The organism is Pseudomonas sp. USHLN015, assembly GCF_037153275.1.
Lineage (GTDB): Bacteria > Pseudomonadota > Gammaproteobacteria > Pseudomonadales > Pseudomonadaceae > Metapseudomonas > Metapseudomonas tohonis.
The window spans coordinates 234430-257273 of record NZ_JBBCKP010000011.1 but is presented as its reverse complement, the minus strand read 5'-3'; the positions used below and the strand labels follow the sequence as shown (position 1 = coordinate 257273).

Annotated in this window: 21 protein-coding genes; 4 read left to right on the top strand and 17 right to left on the bottom strand. The window is 68.0% G+C overall.

Translation table 11 applies throughout. The annotated features are described in order from the left end of the window. Window positions 1-80: 80 nt before the first annotated feature. From WFQ67_RS23380 to zwf, 5 genes are all read right to left on the bottom strand, one after another. Window positions 81-482, bottom strand: coding sequence for a DUF4952 domain-containing protein (locus WFQ67_RS23380; protein ID WP_337058341.1), 402 nt, complete (start codon window positions 480-482; stop codon window positions 81-83). Continuing rightward, window positions 482-2104 (bottom strand): NADP-dependent glyceraldehyde-3-phosphate dehydrogenase, encoded by a 1623-nt coding sequence (locus tag WFQ67_RS23375; protein WP_173174188.1) that lies wholly within the window; start codon window positions 2102-2104, stop codon window positions 482-484. The genes WFQ67_RS23380 and WFQ67_RS23375 overlap by 1 nt, the downstream gene beginning before the upstream one ends. Window positions 2105-2264: 160 nt before the next feature. Further along, window positions 2265-2942, bottom strand: coding sequence for a bifunctional 4-hydroxy-2-oxoglutarate aldolase/2-dehydro-3-deoxy-phosphogluconate aldolase (locus tag WFQ67_RS23370; protein ID WP_213629834.1), 678 nt, complete (start codon window positions 2940-2942; stop codon window positions 2265-2267). Between the two features lie 17 nt (window positions 2943-2959). After that, the gene (gene pgl, locus WFQ67_RS23365) at window positions 2960-3676 is read right to left on the bottom strand and encodes a 6-phosphogluconolactonase (protein ID WP_337058340.1); all 717 of its coding nucleotides are present in this window, start codon (window positions 3674-3676) and stop codon (window positions 2960-2962) included. Continuing rightward, window positions 3663-5132, bottom strand: coding sequence for a glucose-6-phosphate dehydrogenase (gene zwf / locus WFQ67_RS23360; protein WP_213629832.1), 1470 nt, complete (start codon window positions 5130-5132; stop codon window positions 3663-3665). Before zwf ends, pgl begins: the two co-directional genes overlap by 14 nt. Window positions 5133-5306: 174 nt before the next feature. Between zwf and WFQ67_RS23355 the strand changes: the two genes are divergently transcribed. Then, entirely contained in the window at window positions 5307-6176 is an 870-nt protein-coding gene (locus WFQ67_RS23355; RefSeq protein WP_173174197.1) for a MurR/RpiR family transcriptional regulator, read from the top strand. A gap of 309 nt (window positions 6177-6485) precedes the next feature. Here WFQ67_RS23355 and WFQ67_RS23350 read toward each other — a convergent pair whose 3' ends face one another. The 7 genes from WFQ67_RS23350 to WFQ67_RS23320 all read right to left on the bottom strand — a co-directional run bounded on the left by WFQ67_RS23350 (window position 6486) and on the right by WFQ67_RS23320 (window position 14092). Beyond that, entirely contained in the window at window positions 6486-7385 is a 900-nt protein-coding gene (locus tag WFQ67_RS23350; protein WP_442969621.1) for a D-hexose-6-phosphate mutarotase, read from the bottom strand. A 22-nt stretch (window positions 7386-7407) separates the two neighbouring features. Beyond that, entirely contained in the window at window positions 7408-8628 is a 1221-nt protein-coding gene (locus tag WFQ67_RS23345) for a maltoporin (protein WP_173174199.1), read from the bottom strand. A gap of 83 nt (window positions 8629-8711) precedes the next feature. Beyond that, window positions 8712-9872: an ABC transporter ATP-binding protein gene (locus WFQ67_RS23340; protein ID WP_337058339.1), complete on the bottom strand. Its 1161-nt coding sequence runs from the start codon at window positions 9870-9872 to the stop codon at window positions 8712-8714. 47 nt (window positions 9873-9919) lie between these two features. Then, complete coding sequence (locus tag WFQ67_RS23335) at window positions 9920-10765, bottom strand: carbohydrate ABC transporter permease (RefSeq protein ID WP_263154096.1); 846 nt, start codon at window positions 10763-10765, stop codon at window positions 9920-9922. Next, window positions 10758-11666 (bottom strand): carbohydrate ABC transporter permease, encoded by a 909-nt coding sequence (locus WFQ67_RS23330; RefSeq protein ID WP_213629830.1) that lies wholly within the window; start codon window positions 11664-11666, stop codon window positions 10758-10760. Before WFQ67_RS23330 ends, WFQ67_RS23335 begins: the two co-directional genes overlap by 8 nt. A gap of 127 nt (window positions 11667-11793) precedes the next feature. Then, window positions 11794-13047 (bottom strand): ABC transporter substrate-binding protein, encoded by a 1254-nt coding sequence (locus WFQ67_RS23325; RefSeq protein WP_337058338.1) that lies wholly within the window; start codon window positions 13045-13047, stop codon window positions 11794-11796. Between the two features lie 139 nt (window positions 13048-13186). Continuing rightward, window positions 13187-14092, bottom strand: a complete 906-nt coding sequence (locus WFQ67_RS23320) for an AraC family transcriptional regulator (RefSeq protein ID WP_337058337.1) — start codon at window positions 14090-14092, stop codon at window positions 13187-13189. Window positions 14093-14229: 137 nt separating this feature from the next. Here WFQ67_RS23320 and WFQ67_RS23315 point away from each other — a divergent pair, with 137 nt between their 5' ends. After that, window positions 14230-15183, top strand: a complete 954-nt coding sequence (locus tag WFQ67_RS23315; RefSeq protein WP_337058336.1) for a phytanoyl-CoA dioxygenase family protein — start codon at window positions 14230-14232, stop codon at window positions 15181-15183. A 20-nt stretch (window positions 15184-15203) separates the two neighbouring features. On the opposite strand, the gene WFQ67_RS23310 is transcribed toward WFQ67_RS23315, so the two are convergent. From WFQ67_RS23310 to edd, 4 genes are all read right to left on the bottom strand, one after another. Continuing rightward, entirely contained in the window at window positions 15204-16622 is a 1419-nt protein-coding gene (locus tag WFQ67_RS23310; protein ID WP_337058384.1) for an ATP-binding protein, read from the bottom strand. 16 nt (window positions 16623-16638) lie between these two features. After that, window positions 16639-17370 carry a response regulator gene (locus WFQ67_RS23305; RefSeq protein WP_173174213.1) on the bottom strand — a complete coding sequence of 244 codons (732 nt, stop codon included), beginning with the start codon at window positions 17368-17370 and terminating at the stop codon, window positions 16639-16641. A gap of 190 nt (window positions 17371-17560) precedes the next feature. Further along, on the bottom strand, window positions 17561-18520 hold the full coding sequence (locus tag WFQ67_RS23300; RefSeq protein ID WP_337058335.1) for a glucokinase: 960 nt from the start codon (window positions 18518-18520) through the stop codon (window positions 17561-17563). Beyond that, on the bottom strand, window positions 18517-20343 hold the full coding sequence (gene edd / locus WFQ67_RS23295) for a phosphogluconate dehydratase (RefSeq protein WP_337058334.1): 1827 nt from the start codon (window positions 20341-20343) through the stop codon (window positions 18517-18519). The genes WFQ67_RS23300 and edd overlap by 4 nt, the downstream gene beginning before the upstream one ends. Before the next feature lie 280 nt (window positions 20344-20623). Between edd and WFQ67_RS23290 the strand changes: the two genes are divergently transcribed. Further along, complete coding sequence (locus WFQ67_RS23290; protein ID WP_173174219.1) at window positions 20624-20788, top strand: hypothetical protein; 165 nt, start codon at window positions 20624-20626, stop codon at window positions 20786-20788. A gap of 19 nt (window positions 20789-20807) precedes the next feature. On the opposite strand, the gene WFQ67_RS23285 is transcribed toward WFQ67_RS23290, so the two are convergent. Beyond that, on the bottom strand, window positions 20808-21614 hold the full coding sequence (locus WFQ67_RS23285; protein ID WP_337058333.1) for a dienelactone hydrolase family protein: 807 nt from the start codon (window positions 21612-21614) through the stop codon (window positions 20808-20810). Window positions 21615-21788: 174 nt separating this feature from the next. Between WFQ67_RS23285 and WFQ67_RS23280 the strand changes: the two genes are divergently transcribed. Then, entirely contained in the window at window positions 21789-22802 is a 1014-nt protein-coding gene (locus WFQ67_RS23280) for a hypothetical protein (protein WP_337058332.1), read from the top strand. Window positions 22803-22844 lie beyond the last annotated feature (42 nt).

Sequence of the window (22844 nt, the reverse complement as noted above, 5' to 3'; positions counted from 1 at the left end):
ACTCCGCGCTCCCCGGCCACATCGCCTGGCGGATGAAAAGAGCGTCATCCGCCCTACTTGGCGCGTAGCAGCCCCCGGGATCACGGGTCTTCCAGGTAGAGGGTGACGCTGACATGGAAGCGGTCGATGCGCGCCCAGTCCTTTTCCAGGGTTTCGCCGGAGTTCATGTGGATCTCGTAGGGCCGGCCGCTGGCATGGGGCGCGTAGGCGGGCGAGGTGTCCCAGCCGCAGCACATGAAGCGCAGCGGCTGCAGGCCAAAGCGCTGGTGCAGCAGCTTTTCCACGCCATGGGCCTCGGGGCCGGGCACCTGGTACTCGGCCACCAGTTGGCGCAACTGGCCGCCCTCCTCCAATTTGCAGCCCTGGAAGTGCAGCCCGGGCGACTCGACCCCGAGCTGTTCGAGGAAGTCGCCGCAGGCCGGCTCCGCCGCGTGTGCGGTGCCGGCCAGGAACAGCAGCGCGAGAATGGGTGCCAGGCGCATCAGAAGATGTAGTCGGTGCTGATGAAGCTGGATTCGCGGTTGCGGATGATCTCGCTGATCAGCGTCTTGTTGTCTTCCTGGAAGCGCGTGGCCACCAGGGTGCGGATGGAGAAGGTGCGCAGCGCGTCGTGCACGGACAGGGTGCCTTCGGCTGAGTTCTTGCGCCCGTTGAAGGGGAAGGTGTCCGGCCCGCGCTGGCACTGGGCGTTGATGTTGATGCGCCCCACCTGGTTGGCGAAGGCGTCCACCAGGCGGCCGACTTCGGCGGGGTCGTTGCCGAAGATGGACAACTGCTGGCCGTAGTCGGAATCCAGCACGTAGTCGATGGCGGTCTGCACATCGCGGTAGGGCACCACCGGCACCAGCGGGCCGAACTGCTCTTCCTGGTAGATGCGCATGTCCGGGCTCACCGGGCACAGCAGCGCCGGGTAGAAGAAGCTCTCGCGGCTCTGGCCGCCGCCGTCGTTGACCACCTGGGCGCCCTTGGCGGTGGCGTCCTGCAGCAGGGTGGCGAGGTAGTCCACCTTGCCCGGCTCGGGCAGCGGCGTCAGCGCCACGCCGTCTTCCCAGGGCATGCCCGGCTTGAGCGCGGCGAGCTTGGCGCTGAAGCGCGCGAGGAAGGGTTCGAGCACGTCTTCGTGGACGAAGAGGATCTTCAGCGCGGTGCAGCGCTGGCCGTTGAACGAGAGCGCACCGGTGACGGCCTCGTTGACGGCGTTGTCCAGGTCCACCTGCGGCAGGACGATGCCGGGGTTCTTGGCGTCCAGCCCCAGGGCGGCGCGCAGGCGGTGCGGGCGCGGGTGCAGCTTCTTCAGGTCGCTGGCGCCCTTGTTGGTGCCGATGAAGGCGAAGACGTCGACCTTGCCGCTGGCCATCAGCGCACTGACGGTCTCGCGGCCACGGCCGTAGATGATGTTGATGACGCCGGCCGGGAAGCTGTCGCGGAAGGCCTCCAGCAGCGGGCGCATGAGCAGCACGCCGAACTTGGCCGGCTTGAAGACCACGGTGTTGCCCATGATCAGCGCCGGGATCAGCGTGGTGAAGGTCTCGTTCAGCGGGTAGTTGTAGGGGCCCATGCACAGCGCCACGCCCAGGGGCACGCGGCGGATCTGCCCGAGGGTGCCTTGCTCCAGTTCGAAGCGGCTGGAGCGGCGGTCGAGTTCCTTCAGCGCGTTGATGGTGTCGACCATGTAGTCGCAGGTGCGGTCGAACTCCTTCTCGGAATCCTTCAGGTTCTTGCCGATCTCCCACATCAGCAGGCGCACCACCTCGTGGCGGCGCTCGCGCATGCGCGCCAAAAACGCCTCGACATGGTGGATACGCTCGCCGACGCGCAGGTTGGGCCAGGCGCCCTGGCCGTTGTCGTAGGCGCGCACGGCGGCGTCGAGCGCCTGCAGCGCGGCATCGGCATCCAGCAGCGGCGTGCTGCCGAGGATGACCTGCTCCTCGCCCCGCTCGCCCTTGAGGAAGATCGGGCTGCGCACCGTGGCCAGCGGGCCGTCCCAGCGACGCAACTCGCCGTCCACCAGGTATTCGCGCTGCTCCACCGGCGCACCGAGGCGCCAGGCTTCGGGGATGTCATCGGCGTGGGGGAACAGGGCTTCGGGGGCGAAACGGGACATGGGGCGATCCTCGCTGGGGTCTGTGTTGCTTGTTGGGGGCGTCGCTGCACTGTGCTTTTCAGTGGGTTGTGGCCCGCTCGGTGGGTTCTGCTCGTTCAGTAGGTTCCCGCGTTCGCGGGAATGACGGTGGACACCACCGACACCCGCGCGAAAGGCGGCATCACTGCAGCAGCCTGAGCGCCTCGGCGGTGGTGGCTTCGATGCGCGCCCAGTCGCCGGCGCGCACCCAGGCGCTTTCCATCATCCAGGTGCCGCCTACGCACATGACGTTGGGCAGGGCCATGTAGCTGCGCACGTTGTCCGGCTTCACCCCGCCGGTCGGGCAGAAGCGGATGCCCGGGAAGGGGCCGGCGAAGGCCTTGAGGGCCGCCGCACCGCCTACCACTTCGGCGGGGAACAGCTTGAAGCGCCGATAGCCACGGGCGTGGCCGAGCATGATTTCCGAGGCACTGCCGACGCCGGGCAGCAACGGCAGCGGGCTTTGCCGGCCGGCGTCCAGCAGCTCGGCGGTGCAGCCGGGGGTGACGATGAACTGCGCGCCTGCGGCCTCGGCCTCGGCGAGCATCTGTTCGTCCAGCACGGTGCCGGCGCCGATCAGCAGGTCCGGGCGCTGTTCACGCAGCAGGCGGATGGCGGTGAGGCCGTGCTCGGAGCGCAGGGTGATTTCCAGGGCGCGCAGGCCGCCGGCGGCCAGGGCATCGGCCAGGGGCAGGATGTGTTCCTCGCGCTCGATGGTGATCACCGGGAGGATGCGGGCTTCGGCGCAGAGCCGGTCGATCATCTCGACCTTCTCGGCCATGCTCGGCACGCTGCGCGCTTGGGACGGGTTCTGGGTCATGACGGGGTCCTTCGGGCTCAGGGGCACCAGTAGATCTCGAGGGGCTGGCGCAGGAAGGCGCGGATGGGCATCGCCGCCACGTCCTCGCCGGCCAGCGCGGCGGCCAGGGTGTCGAGCTTGGCCTGGCCCTGCACCGCCAGCAGTGTGAGGCGCGCCCCGGCCAGCAGCGGCAGCGGCATGGACAGGCGCTGGCGTGGCACGCTCGGGGCCTGCATCGGTACGCAACGCGGGGTGCAGGCGTGGCTCAAGGCGGCCTCCAGGCCGGGGCTCCTCGGGAACAGCGAGGCGGTGTGGCCGTCCTCCCCCATGCCCAGCACCAGCACGTCGATGGGTTGCGGCAGCTCGGCGAGCGCGGCATCGGCCAGGCGCGCCGCCTCGTCCAGGCTGGCGGCGGAATGGTAGAGGCCGATGAAGCGTGCCTTGGCCGCCGGGCCGCGCAGCAGGTGGCGCCGCACCAGGCCTTCGTTGCTGTCGGCGTGGCCGACCGGCACCCAGCGCTCGTCGGCGAGGCTCACGGCCACGCGGGACCAGTCCAGCGCCTGGGCGGACAAACGCTCGAAGAAGGCGATGGGGCTGCGCCCACCGGACACAACGAGGGAGGCCACGCCGTGGGATTCGATGGCCGAGCGCAGGGCGCCGGCTACATGCAGGGCCAGTTCGCCGGCCAGTTGTTCGGGGCTGCCGAGGCTGACCCCGGTGACCTGCGTGGGCAGGTCGAGATTACAGATCGCCATACCAGCTCCTGCCGTCACGGGTGATCAATGCGATGGATGCGACCGGCCCCCAGGTGCCGGCCGCGTAGGGTTTGGGGGAGTCGCCCAGTTGCTTCCAGCCATCGATGAGCTGGTCGCACCATTGCCAGGCGTACTCGATCTCGTCCTTGCGCACGAAGAGGTTCTGGTTGCCCTGCATCACCTCCAGCAGGAGGCGTTCGTAGGCATCGGGAATCCGCGCGCTGCGGTAGGTATCGGAAAAGCTCAGTTGCAGGGGGCCGCTGCGCAGTTGCATGCCCTTGTCCAGGCCCTGGTCCTTGGTCATCACCTGCAGGGAGATGCCCTCGTCGGGCTGCAGGCGGATGATCAGCCGGTTGCTGATCAGCGGCCGCTGCTCGGGGGCGAAGATGTAGTGCGGCGGCTCCTTGAAGTGGATGACGATCTGCGACAGCTTCTGCGGCATGCGCTTGCCGGTGCGCAGGTAGAACGGCACGCCGTTCCAGCGCCAGTTGCGGATATCGGCACGCAGGGCGACGAAGGTCTCGGTGTCGCTCTGGGTGTTGGAGTTCTCCTCTTCCAGGTAGCCCGGCACCGCCTTGCCCTGGCTGCTGCCGGCGATGTACTGGCCGCGCACCACCTGCTGCGCCACCTGGGCGGCGGTGATCGGCGCCAAGGCCTTGAGCACCTTGACCTTCTCGTCGCGGATGCTGTCGGCGGAGAGGTCGCTGGGCGGGTCCATGGCGATCAGGCAGAGCAGCTGCAGCAGGTGGTTCTGGATCATGTCGCGCAACTGGCCGGCTTCGTCGAAGTAGCCCCAGCGGCCCTCGATGCCCACCTGCTCGGCCACGGTGATTTCCACGTGGGAGATGTGGTGCTGGTTCCACTGGGTCTCGAACAGGCTGTTGGCGAAGCGCAGGGCGATGAGGTTCTGCACCGTCTCCTTGCCCAGGTAGTGGTCGATCCGGTAGATGCGGTTCTCGGGGAAATGCACGGCCACCGCGTCGTTGACCCGGCGCGAGGACTCGAGGTCGTGGCCGATGGGCTTCTCCAGCACCACGCGGGTGTGGCGGGCGCGCTCGACGCGGGCCAGGCCCTCGCAGATGGCACCGTAGACCGAGGCGGGGGTGGCGAAGTAGGCGATCAGCCGCTCCTCGGGGCCGATGCGTTCGGCCAGCACCTGGTAGCCCTCGGCGTGGAGGAAGTCCATCGACAGGTAGTCGAGCCGCGCGGTGAAGCGCTGCAGCACTGCGGCATCGATCTCCCGCTCCGGTACGTAGCGGCGCAGGTGCTCCTCGATGGACGCCAGGCGGGCACCGCCCTCCCCGCTTTCGCGGGCCAGGGCGAGGATGCGCGTGTCGCCGTGCAGGAGGCCGGCGCGGTCCAGCTGGTAGAGCGCCGGGAACAGCTTGCGCAAGGCCAGGTCGCCGAGGGCGCCGAACAGGGCGAAGGTGCAGGGTTCTACGGATAGGGAAGCCATGATGATTGTTCTTTTACGAGGTTGAATAAGAAATACACGGTGAGAATGGCCATTTCAAGAATAAATGTAGTAATAAGAACAACATTTTGTCACCCTCCTGTTACTTCTGGCTCTGGCCGGTGCCCCTCATTACGATAGGCCACCGATTTTGCAGGCCCCTTTCAAGGAACCTCCATGGACCGCGTACGCAATCTTCTGGAACAGATCCAGGGTCGACTCGAAGACCTCAACAAGGCCGAACGCAAGGTCGCCGAGGTGATCCTCCAGGACCCGCAGCAGGCGACCCGCTTCAGCATCGCCGCCCTCGCCCAGGCCGCCGGCGTCAGCGAGCCGACGGTGAACCGCTTCTGCCGCTCCTTCGGCGTCAATGGCTACCCGGAGCTGAAGATGCAGCTGGCGCAGAGCCTGGCCAGCGGCGCCGCCTACGTGAGCCGCGCCGTGGAAGCGGACGACGGCCCCGAGGCCTACACCCGCAAGATCTTCGGCAGCGCCATCGCCTCCCTGGACAGCGCCTGCAACGCGCTCGACCCGCACCTGATCAGCCGCGCCGTGGACTTGCTGATCCAGGCCCGGCAGATCCACTTCTTCGGCCTGGGCGCCTCCGCCTCGGTGGCGCTGGACGCCCAGCACAAGTTCTTCCGCTTCAACCTCGCCGTCTCGGCCCATTCCGATGTGCTGATGCAGCGCATGCTCGCCTCGGTGGCCCACACGGGCGACCTGTTCGTGATCATTTCCTACACCGGCCGCACCCGCGAACTGGTGGAGGTGGCGCGCCTGGCGCGACAGAACGGCGCCTCGGTGCTCGGCCTCACGGCCGCCGGCTCGCCGCTGGCCCGCGCCAGCACCCTGAGCCTGGACATCCCCCTGCCGGAGGACACCGACATCTACATGCCGATGACCTCGCGCATCATCCAGCTCACCGTGCTCGACGTGCTCGCCACCGGCGTGACCCTGCGCCGCGGCGTCGACTTCCAGCCGCACCTGCGCAAGATCAAGGAAAGCCTCAACGCCAGCCGCTACCCCTCGGACGAAGAGCCGGGCTGAGGCCCTTTCAAGGGCAGACCCATGGTGGCGGGATTGATTCGGGGCCGGTGGTCGGGGGAATGTCCCGCCCGCGAGTAAACGTCCACTTTCTTGGAACGTGGCGTTGCTTTTAATCCCCTGGAAGGGAGCACAATCAGGCCTCGGAGCATGCAGCCGCCGCTCACTCAGGACGTAGGGTGTGCTGCGCGCACCTCGGACTCGCCGGAAGCACCGAGCGGAGGTGCGCACGGCACACCCTACGGCACGTGCTCATACTGCCGAGCCCTCAGCCTGCCCCCCCCGGGCTGAAGCCCGGGCTACCTCAGGTATTCACTCCACCCTGGCACACAGCTGGATGCGCGCCGTCTCCCCTGGCGCCAAGACCTGGCCACCGGTGCCGCAGGCGGCGGCTTCGATGCTGGCGAAGCCGAGGCCTTCCTTCCAGCCGACGTCGGCCAGGGGGCGGCCGCCGGGGTGCCAGACCACGGTATTGGGCGAGCCGCCGGTGTCGATGCGCAGGCGCCTTTGCCAGCCGGCATCCTGCAGGCGCAGCGGGCCGTCGTGGTCGAAGACGCGGTGGCAGCCTTCCATCGGACGCAATTCGCCCTGCTGGACGATGCGCTGGCGGTTGAGCAGGTCCTGCCCGCTGGCGCCCTCCAGCCCCAGCACGGCGACCCGGGCGATATCGCTGATGCGCCAATAGGCGTGCAGCGCCTGGCTGAGCATGCAGGGCTCCTGGTCGGCGTGGCGGGTGGTGAGGGTCAGGGCGAGTTCATCGCCCAGCTCCGCCTGCAACTCCACTTCCCAGTCGTGCAGCGCCAGGCGCCAGCGCAGGCGCACGCCGGCCTCCGAGCTTTCGCGCTCCAGCAGGCGCCAGTCGGTGAGCCGTGCCCAGCCGTGGTGGGGCCAGCCGCTTTCCTGCGGGTGGCGACCGAACCAGGGCCAGCACACCGGCACGCCGCCACGGATCGCACCCAGCCTGGGCCAGCGCGCGGCGCACCACAGCATCGGGCGTTCGCCGCGCGGCTGGAAGTGCAGCAGCTGGCCGCCCTGGCGGGCGAAGATGGCGCGGCAGCGCGGGTGGTCGATGAGCAGCAGCTCGCGGCCCTGCTCGCTGCTCCAGCGGAACACCTGGCGCATGCCGGGGACGAAGAGCCCGGCGAGCGGATGCTCCGCCGTCTCCGTCGCCGCCAGCTCCAGGCCATGGCGGCGCGGTTCGCCACGACTCATCGCGGGGCCGCGCCGCTCATGCTCACTTCCACCAGTACTCGATCTGCACGCCGACGTTGGAGCCGTGCAGGTCGGTGCCGTAGGCGCCGGTGTCGGAGAGCGCCGAGCCGGCCGCCAGCAGGCTGGCCGAACGCTGCGCCGCTTCGTTCCAGCTGGCGTAGGTGTAGTAGAGGCGGATTTCCGGGCGCTCCCAGAAACCCGGGCCGGCGGGCGACCAGGTGGGGGCGATGGTGAACTTAGTCAGCTTGCGGGTGCCGCCGGGGGCTTCCACCTGGTCGCGCCCCAGTTCGGTGACCAGCTTGAACTGCTCGGTGATGGCATAGACCGGGCGCACGCCCACCGACAGCCAGTTCTGGTCGGCGCCGTCGGGGCGCTTGTCCTTCTGGTAGACGATCTCGAACTGGCCACCGAAGCGCGGGGTCATCTGCCAGTCGAAGAATTCCACGGCGCGCCAGCTGGAGGCGCTGTTGTCCAGGGTCGGGTCGCCGGTGTAGCCCAGGCCGGTGCCGGGGCCGCGGCCGTACTGCAGGGCGAAGGTGTTGGCGCCGCCGGCGAAGGGCTTCTGCTTGTGCTGCGCGGTCACCGCCCAGCCACTGTGGGCGTCGGTGCTGTCGGGCTTGTCGATGTAGCTGAAGCCCACTTCCATCTCGCCGCCGGGGTTGGTCTGGAAGCCGCCGACGTTGAAGTCGTGGCGGTTGATGTAGGGCTTCTGGTCGTAGTTGTCCTTGCGCGAGAAGACGTAGCTGTACTTCAGGTCGCCGATGGCCACTTCGTCGAAGCCGAAGCCGGTGGCGCTCTGGTTCCAGTAGTAGAAGTCGGAGATGTGGATGTCGTTACGCTTGTAGAAACGACGCCCCGCCCAGAAGGAGCCGCCATTGAGCGCGGGCATGTTGCTCCACTCGGCGTACATCTGGTTCATCCGCGCGAAACCGTAGTCGCCGGTGAACTTGGGCGTGTGGCCGTACTGGTTGTAGAGCTGGGCCATGCCTTCGAGGCTGATCACCGAGCCGTCGTCGAGCCTGAACACGTCCTGGCGCAGGTCCAGCTCGATGTACTGCTCGCATTCGTTGCCCAGGCGGTACTTGGATTGCGCCCCCGGCAGCTGGAAGCACGACTGGGTGCCGCCATCGGTCGAGCTGCCGGCGCCACTGCGCATGTAGCCGGTGAAATCCAGCGCATTGGCCGCTCCGGGCAGCGCCATCATGGCGCAGGGCAGCATCCACCAACCTTTCTTCACGTTCATATCCACTCCAGTTTTTATTGTTGTATTGCCTTGGATATCAGGGCCGTCCCTAGGCTCGGATGGCAGCCCGGGCGACCGTCCTTTCAACGCCCCTTGAACTGCGCGACATTCCCCGCGCGCTCAGCGGTTCGTGACTTTCCCAGCCCACCCAGGCGCTCACCGCCCTGCGCGTCGAAGAGCAACACCTTGCTGGGATCGAAATACAGCGACAGGGTTTCACCTATTTGCGGCGCGGCGTCCGGCGCCAGGCGGCAGCAGACCTTGGTCTGGTTGAGGCTGGTGAACACTAGGGTGTCGGGCCCGGTGGGTTCGGTGACTTCGATCTCGGCGCGGATGCCCGGCAGCGTGGCGCCGGCCGGTGCGCTGGCGAGGATCTGCTCGGGGCGCACGCCGAGGATCACCTCGCGCCCTTCGATGCCCTCCCCCAGCTCGCCCAGGGGCAGTTCGCAACGCGCCTGGCCGCTGTCCAGCAGCGCCCAGAGCTGGCCGTCGCGGCGCTGCAGGCGCAGGGGGATGAAGTTCATCGGCGGCGAGCCCATGAAGCCGGCGACGAAGAGGTTGGCCGGGTCGTTGTAGATCTGCTGCGGGGTGCCGAACTGCTGGATGACGCCATCCTTCATCACCGCCACCTTGTCGCCCAGGGTCATGGCCTCGATCTGGTCGTGGGTGACGTAGACGGTGGTGGTCTTCAGGCGCTGGTGCATCAGTTTGATTTCGGTGCGCATCTCCACCCGCAGCTTGGCGTCGAGGTTGGAAAGCGGCTCGTCGAACAGGTAGATCTTCGGCCGCCGCGCCAGGGCGCGACCCATGGCGACGCGCTGTTGCTGGCCGCCGGAGAGCTGGCCGGGCTTGCGTTCGAGCAGGTGCTCGATCTGCAGCAGCTTGGCCACGCGGCTGACCTCGGCCTCGATCTCGGCGGCCGGCAGCTTGCGGATCTTCAGGCCGAAGGCGATGTTCTCGCGCACGCTCATGGTCGGGTACAGGGCGTAGGACTGGAACACCATGGCGATGTCCCGGTCCTTGGGGCTCATGCCGCTGATGTCCTGGCCGTCGACGAGGATGGCGCCGCCGGTGATGTCCTCCAGCCCGGCGATGCAGTTCATCAGGGTGGATTTGCCGCAGCCCGAGGGGCCGACGAGGATCAGGAACTCGCCCGAGTCGATGGACAGTTCGATGTCCCGGAGGGTGTCGGCCAGGCCGCTGCCATAGCGTTTGTTGACGTTGCGCAGTTCGAGGGTTGCCATTTCTTTCTCCACCATTCAAAAGCGCCGCGAGCGGGCGCAGCCGCTTTTCAGCCCTTCACCGCGCCGGCCGTGAGGCCACGCAGGAAGTACTTGCCGGCGAACACGTAGACGAGCAGGGTCGGCAGGCCGGCGATCATCGCGGCGGCCATGTCGACGTTGTATTCCTTGGCCCCGGTGCTGGTGTTCACCAGGTTGTTGAGGGCCACGGTGATGGGTTGGCTGTCGCCGCTGGCGAACACCACGCCGAAGAGGAAGTCGTTCCAGATCTGGGTGAACTGCCAGATCAGGCAGACCATGACGGTGGGCACCGACATGGGCAGCAGGATGCGCCCGAAGATGGTGAAGAACCCCGCGCCGTCGAGCCGCGCCGCGCGCACCAGGGCGTTGGGGATGCTGACGTAGAAGTTGCGGAAGAACAGCGTGGTGAAGGCCAGGCCGTAGACCACGTGCACCAGCACCAGGCCGGCGGTGGTGTTGGCCAGGCCGAACTTGCCGAGGGTGAAGGACGCGGGCAGCAGCACCACCTGGAACGGCAGGAAGCAGCCGAACAGCAGCGCGCCGAAGAACAGCTGCGAACCCCGGAAGCGCCACATGGAGAGCACGTAGCCATTGAGCGCGCCGAGCAGCGTGGAGATCAGCACCGCCGGCACGGTGATCATCACCGAGTTCCAGAAGTAGCCGCCGACCTGGGTCCAGGCCTTGGCCCAGCCGATCAGGGTGAACACGTCCGGCAGCGACAGCAGGTTGCCGGTGCGGATGTCGTCGGGGGTCTTGAAGCTGGTCAGCAGCATCACCACCAGCGGCACCAGGTAGAGGGCGCAGGCGACGATCAGGGTCGCGTGGATGGCCAGGCGGCTGAGGCTGAGCGGGGGTTTTCCGGCCAGGCTAGTCATGGCGCTTGTTCCTCAGTTCGGAATACAGGTAGGGCACGATGATCGCCAGCACGGCGCCGAGCATGAGCATGGCGCTGGCCGCACCGAGGCCCATCTGCCCACGGGTGAAGGTGCTGGCGTACATGAACATCGCCGGCAGGTCGGAGGAGTAGCCGGGGCCGCCGGCGGTCATCGCGGCCACCAGGTCGAAGCTCTTGATGGCGATGTGGGCGAGGATCATCAGCGCGCTGAAGAACACCGGGCGCAGGCTCGGCAGGACGATGCGCAGGTAGATGGTCGGCAGGCTGGCGCCGTCCACCTGGGCGGCGCGGATGATCGACTGGTCGACCCCGCGCAGGCCGGCGAGGAACAGCGCCATGACGAAGCCGGAGGATTGCCATACGGCGGCGATCACCAGGCAGTAGACGACGCGGTCCGGGTCCACCAGCCAGTCGAGGCGCAAGCCTTCCCAGCCCCAGTCGCGCAGCAGCTTGTCCAGGCCCAGGCCGGGGTTGAGCAGCCACTTCCAGGCGGTGCCGGTGACGATCATCGACAGCGCCATGGGGTACAGGTAGACGGTACGGATGAAGCCTTCGCGGCGGATGCGCTGGTCCAGCAGCACGGCGAGGAACACGCCGATCGCCAGGCTGATGGTGATGAACAGCCCGCCGTACACCAGCAGGTTGTGGCTGGCCACCCACCAGCGGTCGTTGTCCCACAGGCGCTCGTACTGCTGCAGGCCCACCCACTTGTAGCTGGGCATGAAGCGCGAGTTGGTGAACGACAGCAGGAAGGTCCAGAGGATGTAGCCGTAGAAGCCCACCAGCACGATGAGCATGCTCGGCGCCAGGACCAGCTTGGGAAGCCAGCGCTGCAGCGCATCGAGTGGCGACGCCTTGGCGAAGACTGCGGTTGAACTCATGGATCACTCCGTATGGCAGGTCGCCCGGGCGCCCCGGAGGGGAAATCCGGGCTGCAGGAAACCGTGGCGCCTGCCGGCACCGTTGCGAATCAGGGAAAGGAGCGGGCCGCCGGGGCGGCCCGGTTGCTTACTGCACGGCCTGGATGGCGGCCGCCAGTTGCTGGGCGGCCTTCTTCGGGTCCGCCGAGGGCGAGTTGAAGAAGTTGGTGACCACGTCGAACACCGCGCCCTGGACATAGCCCGAGGAGGCCATCAGGTGCGCCATGCTCGGCTGCAGCCCGCCGTTGCCGACGGCTTCCTTGAAGTCCTTCATGGAGGCTTGGGCGCAGCTGTCGAAGCTGCTCATGTCGACGTCCTGGCGCACCGGGATGGAGCCCTTGTTCTGGCTGAACAGGGTCTGGAACTCGGTGCCCATGACGATGCGCGCCAGGTCTTCCTGGGCGCTGCGGTTGGCGTCGTCCTTGAGCTTGAACATGGTCAGCGAGTCGATGTTGTAGTCGAAGCTGCCCTGGGTGCCGGGGAACGGCACGCAGACATAGTCCTTGCCCGCCACCTTGCCGGCGGCGGTCCATTCGCCCTTGGCCCAGTCACCCATGATCTGCATGCCGGCCTTGCCGTTGATGACCAGCGCGGCGGCGGAGTTCCAGTCGCGACCGGCGGCGTTGGCGTCGATATAGCCATGGAGCTTCTGCAGGGTGGCGAAGACCTTGACCATCTTCTCGCCGGAGAGGGTGGCCGGGTCGAGCTCGACGAAGGCCTTGTGGTAGTCCTGCGGGCCGAGAATGCTCAGGGCGATGTTCTCGAAGGTGGTGCCGTCCTGCCAGGGCTGGCCACCGTGGGCGACGGGGATGAAGCCGGCGGCCTTGAGCTTGTCGGCGGCGACGAAGAATTCATCGAGGGTGGTGGGCGGCGTGGCGCCGGCCTTCTTGAACACCTCGGGGTTGATCCACAGCCAGTTGACCCGGTGCACGTTGACCGGCACGGCGACGTAGTGGTCCTCGTATTTCATGATGCCGGCGACCTGCTTGGGCAGCAGCGCGTCCCACTTGCCCTCCTCGGCCACGTCGTCCATCTCGGTGAGCAGGCCGAGCTCGCCCCACTCCTGGATGTCCGGCCCCTTGATCTGCGCGGCCGAAGGCGGGTTGCCGGAAACGGCGCGGGTCTTCAGCACGGTCATCGCGGCCTCGCCACCACCGCCGGCGACGGCGAAGTCCTTCCAGGTGTGGCCCTTCTTCTCGACCAGTTCCTTGAGGGTTTCGGCGGCGCGCTTCTCGCCACCGGACGTCCACCAATGCAGGACCTCCACTTCACCGGCGAGTGCGGAAAGGGGGAAGAGCGAAGCGAGGGATACGACAACGGCCAGGCGAGAGAGAGCATTCATGAGGGAATCACCTTTTTGTTTTTATGGCTGTGCAAGTCGGTGCTTGCGCTTGCCGGAAGTCTAAACAGGATGGTCGGGGCGCCGGGTAACAAAGGGATGCCCGAAGGTCACGGTTCGGTTACACAGCGCGGAAATCACGTCACGGGGTCCACTCCGTTCCTGACCCCGCTGGGGGCGGGTTCGCCGCCTTGCGGTGGAGGCGGCGGAAGTCCCTCGGGGTACTGGCCTTGTGCGCGAGGAACTGCCGGTTGAACAGCGAGAGGTTGGCATAGCCCACCTGCTCGGCGATGCGCACCACCGGCAGGTCGGTGGCGATGAGCAGCGAACAGGCGCGACCGATGCGCAGCCGCGTGACGTACTGCACGGCGGTCATCCGCGTATGGCGGCGAAACATCCGATGGAAGGCCGAGACGCTGACGCAGGCGAGCTCGGCCAGTTCGGGAATGGAAACCGGCGCGGCGAAGCCCTGGTGCAGCCGGTCCAGCACCCGCTGGATGCGCGGGTCGGCCAGGGGGGCGCTGGCGGGCATGCGCGGTGCGTTGGCCAGGTGCAGCAGGTCAGGGTCGCGGCAGAGCAGCAGCAGGACCTCCAGCAGCAACATCAGGCGCCGGCCCGGCTCCGCCTCCGGCATCGCCTCGATCAGCGGACGCACGCGGGCGCGGGTCGCCGCGCCGAAGCTCAGGCCCCGCTCCGCGCCGGCCAGCAGCACGCCGAGGTCGCGCAGCTCCGGCAGCAGCGCCAGGAGGCCGTTGGCCCAGTCGCGGTGGAACCAGATGACCAGCGCCACGTGGGGCCGCCCGGCATCGATCCGCTCGCGGGAGCACCAGCTGTGGGGCACGCCGGGGCCGACCAGCACCAGGTCGCCGTCCCCGTAGGGCTCGATGTCGTCGCCGATGTAGCGATGGCCCAGGCTGTTGAGGGTGAGGGTCAGCTCGTACTCCGGGTGGTGGTGCCATTGGAAGGGGATGCCCTCCTCCAGGCGGCGGTTCAGCAGGGCCCAGGAGGCGCCGTCGTCGGGGGTGATGGTTTCGAGGAATGCGCGCATGAACGGCACGATAGCCGAACCCGGGCCTGGCATCACGCCATGAAAGTATCGGTTTTGGCCTTTAACCGCGGCAGCCTCGCCCTGCGCCGCTGGATAGCCTGCGAAGCGTTCCCATAACAACAACGCAGGAGAACGACATGGCGACCCTCTACACCGACGGGCACGGCAACCACCCTGGCGCGGGGAGCGCCACCACCCCGCTGCAAGCCATCGACAAGCGCCGCCCGCTGCGGGCGCTGAGCGAGGCCGACTGGCAGCACTGGACCCGCAAGGGCTATGTGATCGTGCGCAATGCGGTCAGTGCCGCCGAGGCCGATGCGGTGGTGGAGATGCTCTGGCGCTTCCAGGAGATGGACCCGCACGACCCGGCCACCTGGTACCGCCCGCAGTTGCGCGAGCACCGCATGACCGAGCTCAACAACACCGGCATGGTCGAGGTCTACAACCACCAGAGCCTGTGGGACACCCGGCAGAACCGGCGCATCTACGACGCCTTCGTCGACATCTGGGACCGCGAGGACCTGTGGGTAGCCATCGACCGCGCCAACCTCAACCCGCCGAACAAGGCGGCGCGCGCGGCGGGCAGGAAGGACGGCTTCATCCACTTCGATGTCGATGTGTCCCAACGGCCGCTGCCCATCGCCGCCCAGGGCGTGTTGTCGCTGGCGCGGCAGGACGACGAGGTCGGCGGCTTCCAGTGCGTGCCGGGGATCTTCGCGGAGATCGAACAGTGGTGGGCACGCCAGCCCGAGGGCGCCAACCCGTTCAAGCCGGATATCGGCGAGCACCGCATCGAGAACATCAGCCTGGAGAAAGGCGACCTGCTGATCTTCAACAGCCTGCTGGCCCACGGCGTGCGCCCCAACCGCTCGGAGGACCGCGTGCGCCTGGCGCAGTACATCTCGATGTTCCCGGCGGACTTCGACAACGAACCGCTGCGCCAGGCGCGCATCCACACCTGGGCTGCGCAGACCCACCCGCTGGGCGACCCTTTCCCTGGCGATCCGAGGGAGTACGAGCGCCGCCACTTCGCCCGCGCGGAGCTCAGCGAACACGGGCGCCGGCTGCTGGGGCTGGAGCCCTGGCCCTGATGGACGCTGTTGGGCTGCGCTCAGTCGGCGACGCGGGGGAGTTCCAGGGTCACCCGCAGGCCACCTTCGCGCAGGTTGCGCAGGCTCACTTCGCCGCCGTGGCTGTGGGCGATGTTGCGCGCGATGCCCAGGCCCAGGCCGTAGCCCTGCTGCTGCCCGGAGAGGCGGAAGTGCGGCTCGAAGACCTGCTCCAGGCGCTGCTCGGGCACGCCGGGGCCTTCGTCGTCCACGTGCAGCACGAAGGCGTCGCGGCGGTCCTCGATGTGCAGGTGGGCGCGCTGGCCGTACTTCAGGGCGTTGTCCACCAGGTTGCCGATGCAACGTCGCAGGGCCAGGGGCTTGCCCGGGAAGGGCCGGCGCGCGGTGCCCTCGAGGGTGACGCGGCCGTTGCCCAGGTAGGGGTCCACCAGGCAGTGCAGCAGGTGGTTGAGGTCCACCGGCTCGATGTTCTCGTGGATGTCGGTGTCCTTCACGCATTGCAGCGCGCCCTTGACCAGCAGCTCCAGGTCGTCGAGGTCGCGGCCGAACTTGGCTTGCAGGGCTTCGTCCTCCAGCAGCTCGACGCGCAGGCGCAGGCGGGTGATGGGGGTGCGCAGGTCGTGGGAGATGGCGCTGAACAGCTGGCTGCGCTCGTTGAGGTAGCGGCTGATGCGCTCGCGCATGCTGTTGAAGGCGCGGCTCACCTCCACCACCTCGCTGCCCCCCGCCTCGGCGAGCGGCTCCACGTCGGCACCCAGGGACATGTCCCGTGCGGCGGCCGCCAGGCGCTTGAGCGGCCGGCTCTGCCAATGCACCAGCAGGCCGATGAACAGCAGCAGGAAGGTGCTGGTGAGGATGATGAACCACAGCTGCTGCGCCGGCAGGCCCTGGTCTTCGAGGCCGACGTAGGGCTCCGGCATCAGCGAGGCGAGGTACAGCCACTCATTGGGGGCGATCTGGATCTGCGTGACCAGCACCGGCGGGTTCAGCGGCTCCAGGCTCAGCGCGTAGTGGGCCCAGGAGCGCGGCAGTTCGTCGAGCTTGAGCTCGCCATTGAAGATGCGCAGGTCGTCCGGGCTGACGAACTGCACGGAGAGGTCCACCTGCCTGCCCAGGCGCTCGCGCAGGACGTCGTCCACCACCTCCAGCACGGCCTCCTTGCGCGGGGTGGCGGGAAGCACCTGCATGTTCAGCGGCTTGTCGTTGAGCGAGACGAAGAAGCGCGTGCCGCCCATGCTGCGCAACTGGTCCAGCACCAGTGGCCGGTAGCCCAGGGGCAGCGAGCGGAAGTAGGCGACGCTGGCGGCCATGGAGTGGGCCAGGCTGCGCGCGCTGGTGAGCAGGCCCTCCATCTGGCTGGCACGCAGTTGCGAGACCCAGATGACGCTGGACAGCGCCTGGGCCAGGAGCACCACCAGCAGGGTGAGGAACAGCATGCGCCCGAGCAGCGAACGCGGCATCGGGTTCCAGCGGCGCTTAGGCATGGGGCGAGACCTGGGCTGCCAGGAGGTAGCCCGAGCCGCGCACGGTGCGGATCAGCCGCGGCGCCTTGCCGGTGTCGCGCAGGCGCTGGCGCAGGCGACTCACGGCCATGTCGACGATGCGCTCCAGGGGCATCACCTCGCGACCACGGGTGGCGTTGGCGATGGTGTCGCGATCGAGGATCTGCTGCGGGTGGTCGAGGAACAGCTTGAGCAGGGCGAAGTCGGCGCCGGAGAGGATCACCTCCTCGCCATCGATGTGGAACAGGCGGTGGCTGACCATGTCCAGGCGCCACTCGTCGAAGGCCAGTACCTGGGCCTCGCCGGCACCGCGCTCCTGGGCGAAGCCGACACGGCGCAGCAGCGCCTTGATGCGCGCCTGCAGCTCGCGGGGGCTGAAGGGCTTGCCGAGGTAGTCGTCGGCGCCCAGTTCCAGGCCGATCACCCTGTCGGCCTCGTCGGAGCTGGCGGTGAGCATGATGATCGGCACATGGGCCAGGCGCTGGTGCTCGCGCACCCAGCGGCACAGGCTGAAGCCGTCTTCGTCGGGCAGCATCACGTCGAGGATCACCAGGTCGGCTGCCACTTCGCCCATCGCCTGGCGGAAGGCGGCGCCGTCGCCCACGGTGCGCACCTGGAAGCCGGCGCGGCTCAGGTAGGTTTGCAGCAGGTCGCGGATCTCCTCGTCGTCATCGACCAGGAGGATGGTTTTACCGGCTTGGCTCACGTGGGCCTTCCCTTGTTGTTATGGGTCATGTCCGTTCGGATGCAGGGCGTTGGCGTTGGGTGGATGACGCTCTTTTCACCCACCTGTCGGCAGCGATGCATAACCATCGGTGGACCGGTGAAGCGTGGTCCACCCTACATCAGGCGTCCTGCGGGGAACGTGCAACGCGTCTGTTTCCTGCGTTTGCGCCTCAGGCCTGCAAGGCCTGCTGGAGCGCCACGCCTGCGCCTTCCAGGCCCGGGTACTCGGCGGTGACCAGCCAGACCGGCACACCGCCGAAGTATTCGCTCATGCAGCCCTTGCTGGCAAAGGCGCGGGCGAAGCCGCTGGCCTTGAAGAACTCGGCGAAACGCGGCACCACGCCACCGACCACATAGACCCCGCCACGGGCGCCGAGGGTCAGCACGTTGTTGCCGGCGACCCGTCCGAGCCAGACGCAGAACTGCTCCAGCACCGCCTTCGCCTCGCTGTCGCCGGCGAGCGCCGCCGAGGTGATGGCGGCCGGGCTGTCCAGGTGCGGCTCGATGCCGTCGAGGGCGCAACTGGCGCGGTACAGCTGCAGGAGGCCGCCGCCGCTGAGGATGTTCTCGGCGCTGACGTGGCCCTGGCGCTCGTGCAGGTAGCGCCACAGCTCGGCCTCGCGGACGCTGCCGATGGGCAGGTCGACATGCCCGCCCTCCCCCGGCAACGCGGCCCAGCGCCCCTCGCCCAGGGGCAGCAGGGTGCCGACGCCGAGGCCGGTGCCGGCCCCGATGACCACCGCCGGGCGATCGGTTTCGGCCTCGCCTTCGCAGATGGTCATGCGCTCGCCGGACTGCAGGCGGGTCATGCCCAGGGCCATGGCGGAGAAGTCGTTGATCAGCAGCAGCCGCTCGACGCCCAGGGCTTCGCAGAAGGTGCGGCGGTTGAGGCGCCAGTGGTTGTTGGTGAAGCGGAAATCCTCGCCGCCCACCGGCCCGGCGCAGGCCAGGCAGACGGCAGCGACGGCACCCGGTGCCAGGCCGAGGCCCGCCAGGTAATGCTGGATGGCCAGCTCCGGGGTGGCGAAATCCGCCGTCGCCAGGACCTTGACCGCTTCCAGCCGCTCATCGCGCCACAGGGCGAAACGCGCGTTGGTGCCTCCGATATCGCCGACCAGCGCCAACTTCACTTCAGGTTCTCCAGGCTGGATGTAAAGGCGCTCGCCCCCTGCTCCGCCGTGCTGAAGGCGGCCCGCATGAAGGCGAACATCTCGCGGCCACAACCGACCTCGGCGTTGTGCTGGATCGGCGCCGGTTCGCGGGCGGCGAACGCATCGGCATCCACCAGCACCCGCAGGGTTCCGGCCCGGCCATCGACGCGGATGATGTCACCGTCGCGCACGCGCGCCAGTGGACCTCCGTCGTAGGCCTCGGGGCAGACGTGGATGGCCGCCGGGATCTTGCCCGAGGCACCGGACATGCGCCCGTCGGTGACCAGCGCCACCTTGAAGCCGCGATCCTGCAGCACGCCGAGGAAGGGGGTCATCTTGTGCAGCTCGGGCATGCCGTTGCAGCGCGGCCCCTGGAAGCGCATCACCGCCACCATGTCGCGCTCCAGCTCGCCGGCGGCGAAGGCGTCGGCGAGGGCCTGCTGGTCATGGAAGACCCGCGCCGGGGCCTCCACCACCTGGTGTTCGGCCGCCACGGCGGAGACCTTCATCACGCCGCGTCCGAGGTTGCCCTCCATCACCCGCAGCCCGCCTTCCGGCGAGAAGGGGTTGGAGACGGGACGCAGGATGTTCTCGTCCAGGCTCTTCGCCGGGCCGTCGCGCCAGGCGATGCGCCCGTCCTCGAGGAAGGGTTCCCGGGTGTAGCGGCGCAGGCCGCGGCCGGCGACGGTGTTGACGTCTTCGTGCATCAGCCCGGCGTCGAGCAGCTCGCGCACCAGGAAGGCGACGCCACCGGCGGCGTGGAAATGATTGATGTCGGCCTTGCCGTTCGGATAGACGTGGGCCAGGGTCGGCACCACCTCGGAGAGGTCGGCCATGTCCTGCCAGGTGAGCTGGATGCCGGCGGCCTGGGCGATGGCCGGCATGTGCAGGGTGTGGTTGGTGGAGCCGCCGGTGGCGTGCAGGGCGACGATGGAGTTGACCAGCACGCGCTCGTCGATCAGCTCGCCGATGGGCGTGAAGTCACCGGCCTGCCGGGTGAGCCGGGTGACCTGGCGCGCAGCCTCCTCGGTGAGGGCATCGCGCAGCGGCGTGCCGGGGTTGACGAAGGAGGCGCCCGGCAGGTGCAGGCCCATCATCTCCATCAGCATCTGGTTGGTGTTGGCGGTGCCGTAGAAGGTGCAGGTGCCGGGTGCGTGGTAGGCGGCCATCTCGGATTCCAGCAGCTCGTCGCGGGTGGCCTTGCCTTCGGCGTAGCGCTGGCGGACGTCGGCCTTCTCCTTGTTCGACAGGCCCGAGGGCATGGGCCCGGCGGGGATGAACAGGGTGGGCAGGTGGCCGAAGCGCAGCGCCCCCATCATCAGGCCGGGGACGATCTTGTCGCAGACGCCGAGGAACACCGCCGCGTCGAACATGTTGTGGGACAGCGCCACGGCGGTGGACATGGCGATCACCTCGCGGCTGGCGATGCCCAGCTCCATGCTGGGCTCGCCCTGGGTGACGCCGTCGCACATGGCGGGGACGCCGCCGGCGACCTGGCCGACGGAGCCGACTCCACGCAGCGCCTGGCGGATGCGCTCGGGGTAGTGCTCGTAGGGCTGGTGGGCGGAGAGCATGTCGTTGTAGGCGGTCACGATGGCGACGTTGGCGGCGTCCATCAGGCGCAGGCGCTGCTTGTCCTCGCCGCCACAGCCGGCGACGCCGTGGGCGAAGTTGGCGCATTGCAGCTTGCCGCGCTGCGGGCCCTTGCCGGCGGCCTCGCGGATCATCGCCAGGTAGCGCTCGCGCGTGGGTCGGCTGCGGGCGATGAGGCGTTCGGTTACTTCGATAATGCGGGGATGCATATCAGCGGCTCCAGGCGATATCTTGTTTTAATCGCATCAAGATAACTCAGAATCATGGAATCACGCCATTTCATAAGCGCCATTTTGTTATTAGAACAACATTTAGCGATATCGACGTGTGGGCTCTGTGTTTGACAGGCACCCGGGCCGAAGGTGCGTCGCATCGACCCTGTGCCCAAGCATAGGTTGAACCCGGGCCTGCCTCTTGTACTCCACCGCCATGAACATCGCCCCCGCGACCGACTCGCGGGGGCGTGCAAGGCAGGGCGAGGAGACGTCGATGACACAGCGCAAGCGCAACAACCTGAACGACCCGCAACAGACGCCGGCGGAGATCGCCGATCACGAGGTGCTTGTGGAGGAAGCGCGTCGCGACCAGGCCCGCACCGGGCAGCGCAACGACAGCCAGGGGCATACGCCGCGCCTGCGCCGCCCGTCACGCTGAGAGCGGCGCGGACACGGGGTCACCGGGGGAAGAGGTCCTTGAAGAAGCCCTGCATGTCGGCCCAGGAATTTTCGTCGGCCACTTGGCTGTAGCCGATGTCCGGGCCCTTCTCGCTGCCGTGGCCGGCGTGGCTGAGGCGATCCGCATCCGGGTTGGTGAAGCCGTGCTTGGCCTTGGCCTGGAGCACGAAGCGGTAGTCGACCTCGGCCTTGTCCATCTCCTCCTTGAAGGCGGCGACATCGGCCTTGGTGACCATGCTGTCCTGGCCGCCATGCTCCACCAGCACCTTGGCCTTGACGCTGCCCTTGGTGGCCGGGGTGGCCGTGGCCAGGGCGCCGTGGAAGCTCACCACGCCGGCGAGCGGCACGCCCTGGCGGGCGGCGTCCAGCACCACCTTGCCGCCGAAGCAGTAGCCGATGGCGGCGAGCTTGGTGGCGTCGGTCTGCGGCTGCTGCTTGAGCAGGTCGAGCCCGGCGAGGAAGCGCGCCTTGGCGGCGGGGCCATCCTTGAGCGCGGCCTGCATGAAGGCCAGCGCATCGGCCGGGTGCTCGGTGTTCTTGCCTTCGCCGTACATGTCGATGGCCAGGGCGCTGTAGCCCAGTTCGGCAAGCTCGCGCGCGCGGCGCTTGGCGTAGTCGTTCAGCCCCCACCATTCGTGCACCACGACGATGCCGGGGCGCTTGCCTTCGACGGCATCGTCGTAGGCGTAGTAGCCCACCAGCGCGGTGCCGTCGGCGGCCTTGTAGGGGATTTCCTGGGTCTTGATTTCCGCCTGGGCGATACCCGAGCAGGCCAGCAAGGCGAAAAGAAGCGGCAATCTGGGCATTTCGATCTCTCCCTGGATGAAGCGAGGCGCAAAAACAGCGTGCAGTGTCGCGGTTTTCCGGGCATTCGCCAATCGTCAATCGCGCGCCCGGGCAACCGCCCGAACGACGGGTGAAAGCGCAGCGGCGGCACGCCATACTCTTGCGCTCGGACCATGCCAACCGGAGGGACCCACGTGCGCCGATACGCCTTTTTGCTCCTGCTCAGCCTGGCCGGGTGCGCCCGCGACCCGGTGAACCTGCCGCTGACCTTCGAGCGCGATGCGCCCCCGCCGAAGCTGCAATACCTGGGTGTGGGCGGCTACCTGATGCACTGGCGCGACGAAGGGCTGCTGATCGCCCCGTCCTTCAGCAATCCATCGTTCCTCGGCCTGCCGCCGCTGCGAGTGAAGGCAGACGAGGCGACCATCGACGCGCGCATGCCACCGGCCGATGACGTCAGCATGCTGCTGATCGGCCACGCCCATTACGACCACCTGCTCGATGTGCCACGGGTGATGCAGAAGCAGGCGCCCAATGCCATCGCCTATGGCTCGGCCACCGCCGGGCACATCCTGCGGGCGGCGCTGCCGGCGGCGCGCATCGTCAACGCCGAGCCGGCCATGGCCAATATCAAGGAAGCCGGCGAGCCCGGCACGGCGGCGCAGCCGGGGACGTGGTTCTACTCCAGGGAGCGACGCTTCCGCGCCATGCCGATCCAGAGCATGCACGCCCCGCACTTCGCCGGGATGACCTTCCTGCGCGGCCGCTATGACCAGGACCTGACGGAGCTGCCGACGGCCGTATGGAACTGGAAGGAAGGCCAGACCCTGGCCTGGCTGGTGGACCTGCTGGATGACGCCGGCAGGCCGGTGTACCGCATCCACTACCAGGATTCCGCCAGCACGCCGCCCTACGGCTTCCCGCCGATCCTCGCCGATGGCAAGGGCATCGACGTGGAGATTCTCTGCGTCGGCTCGTGGAACCAGGTGCAGCGCTACCCGGACGCGTTGCTCAAGGTCAGCCGCCCGCGCCTCGTGGTGCTCGGCCACTGGGAGGACTTCTTCGGCAACGATCCCGAGCGGCCGCAGACCATCCGCCTGCTGGATGAACAGGGCATGGTCGAGCGCACCCGTGCCGCGCTGCCCGACGGCACCCCGGTGGTGATGCCGGTGCCACTCTCGGAAGTCGCCCTGCCGGCGGCGGACTGAGGGCGATCCCCGCAGGCGGTGGTATCGTGCGCGGCGATCCAC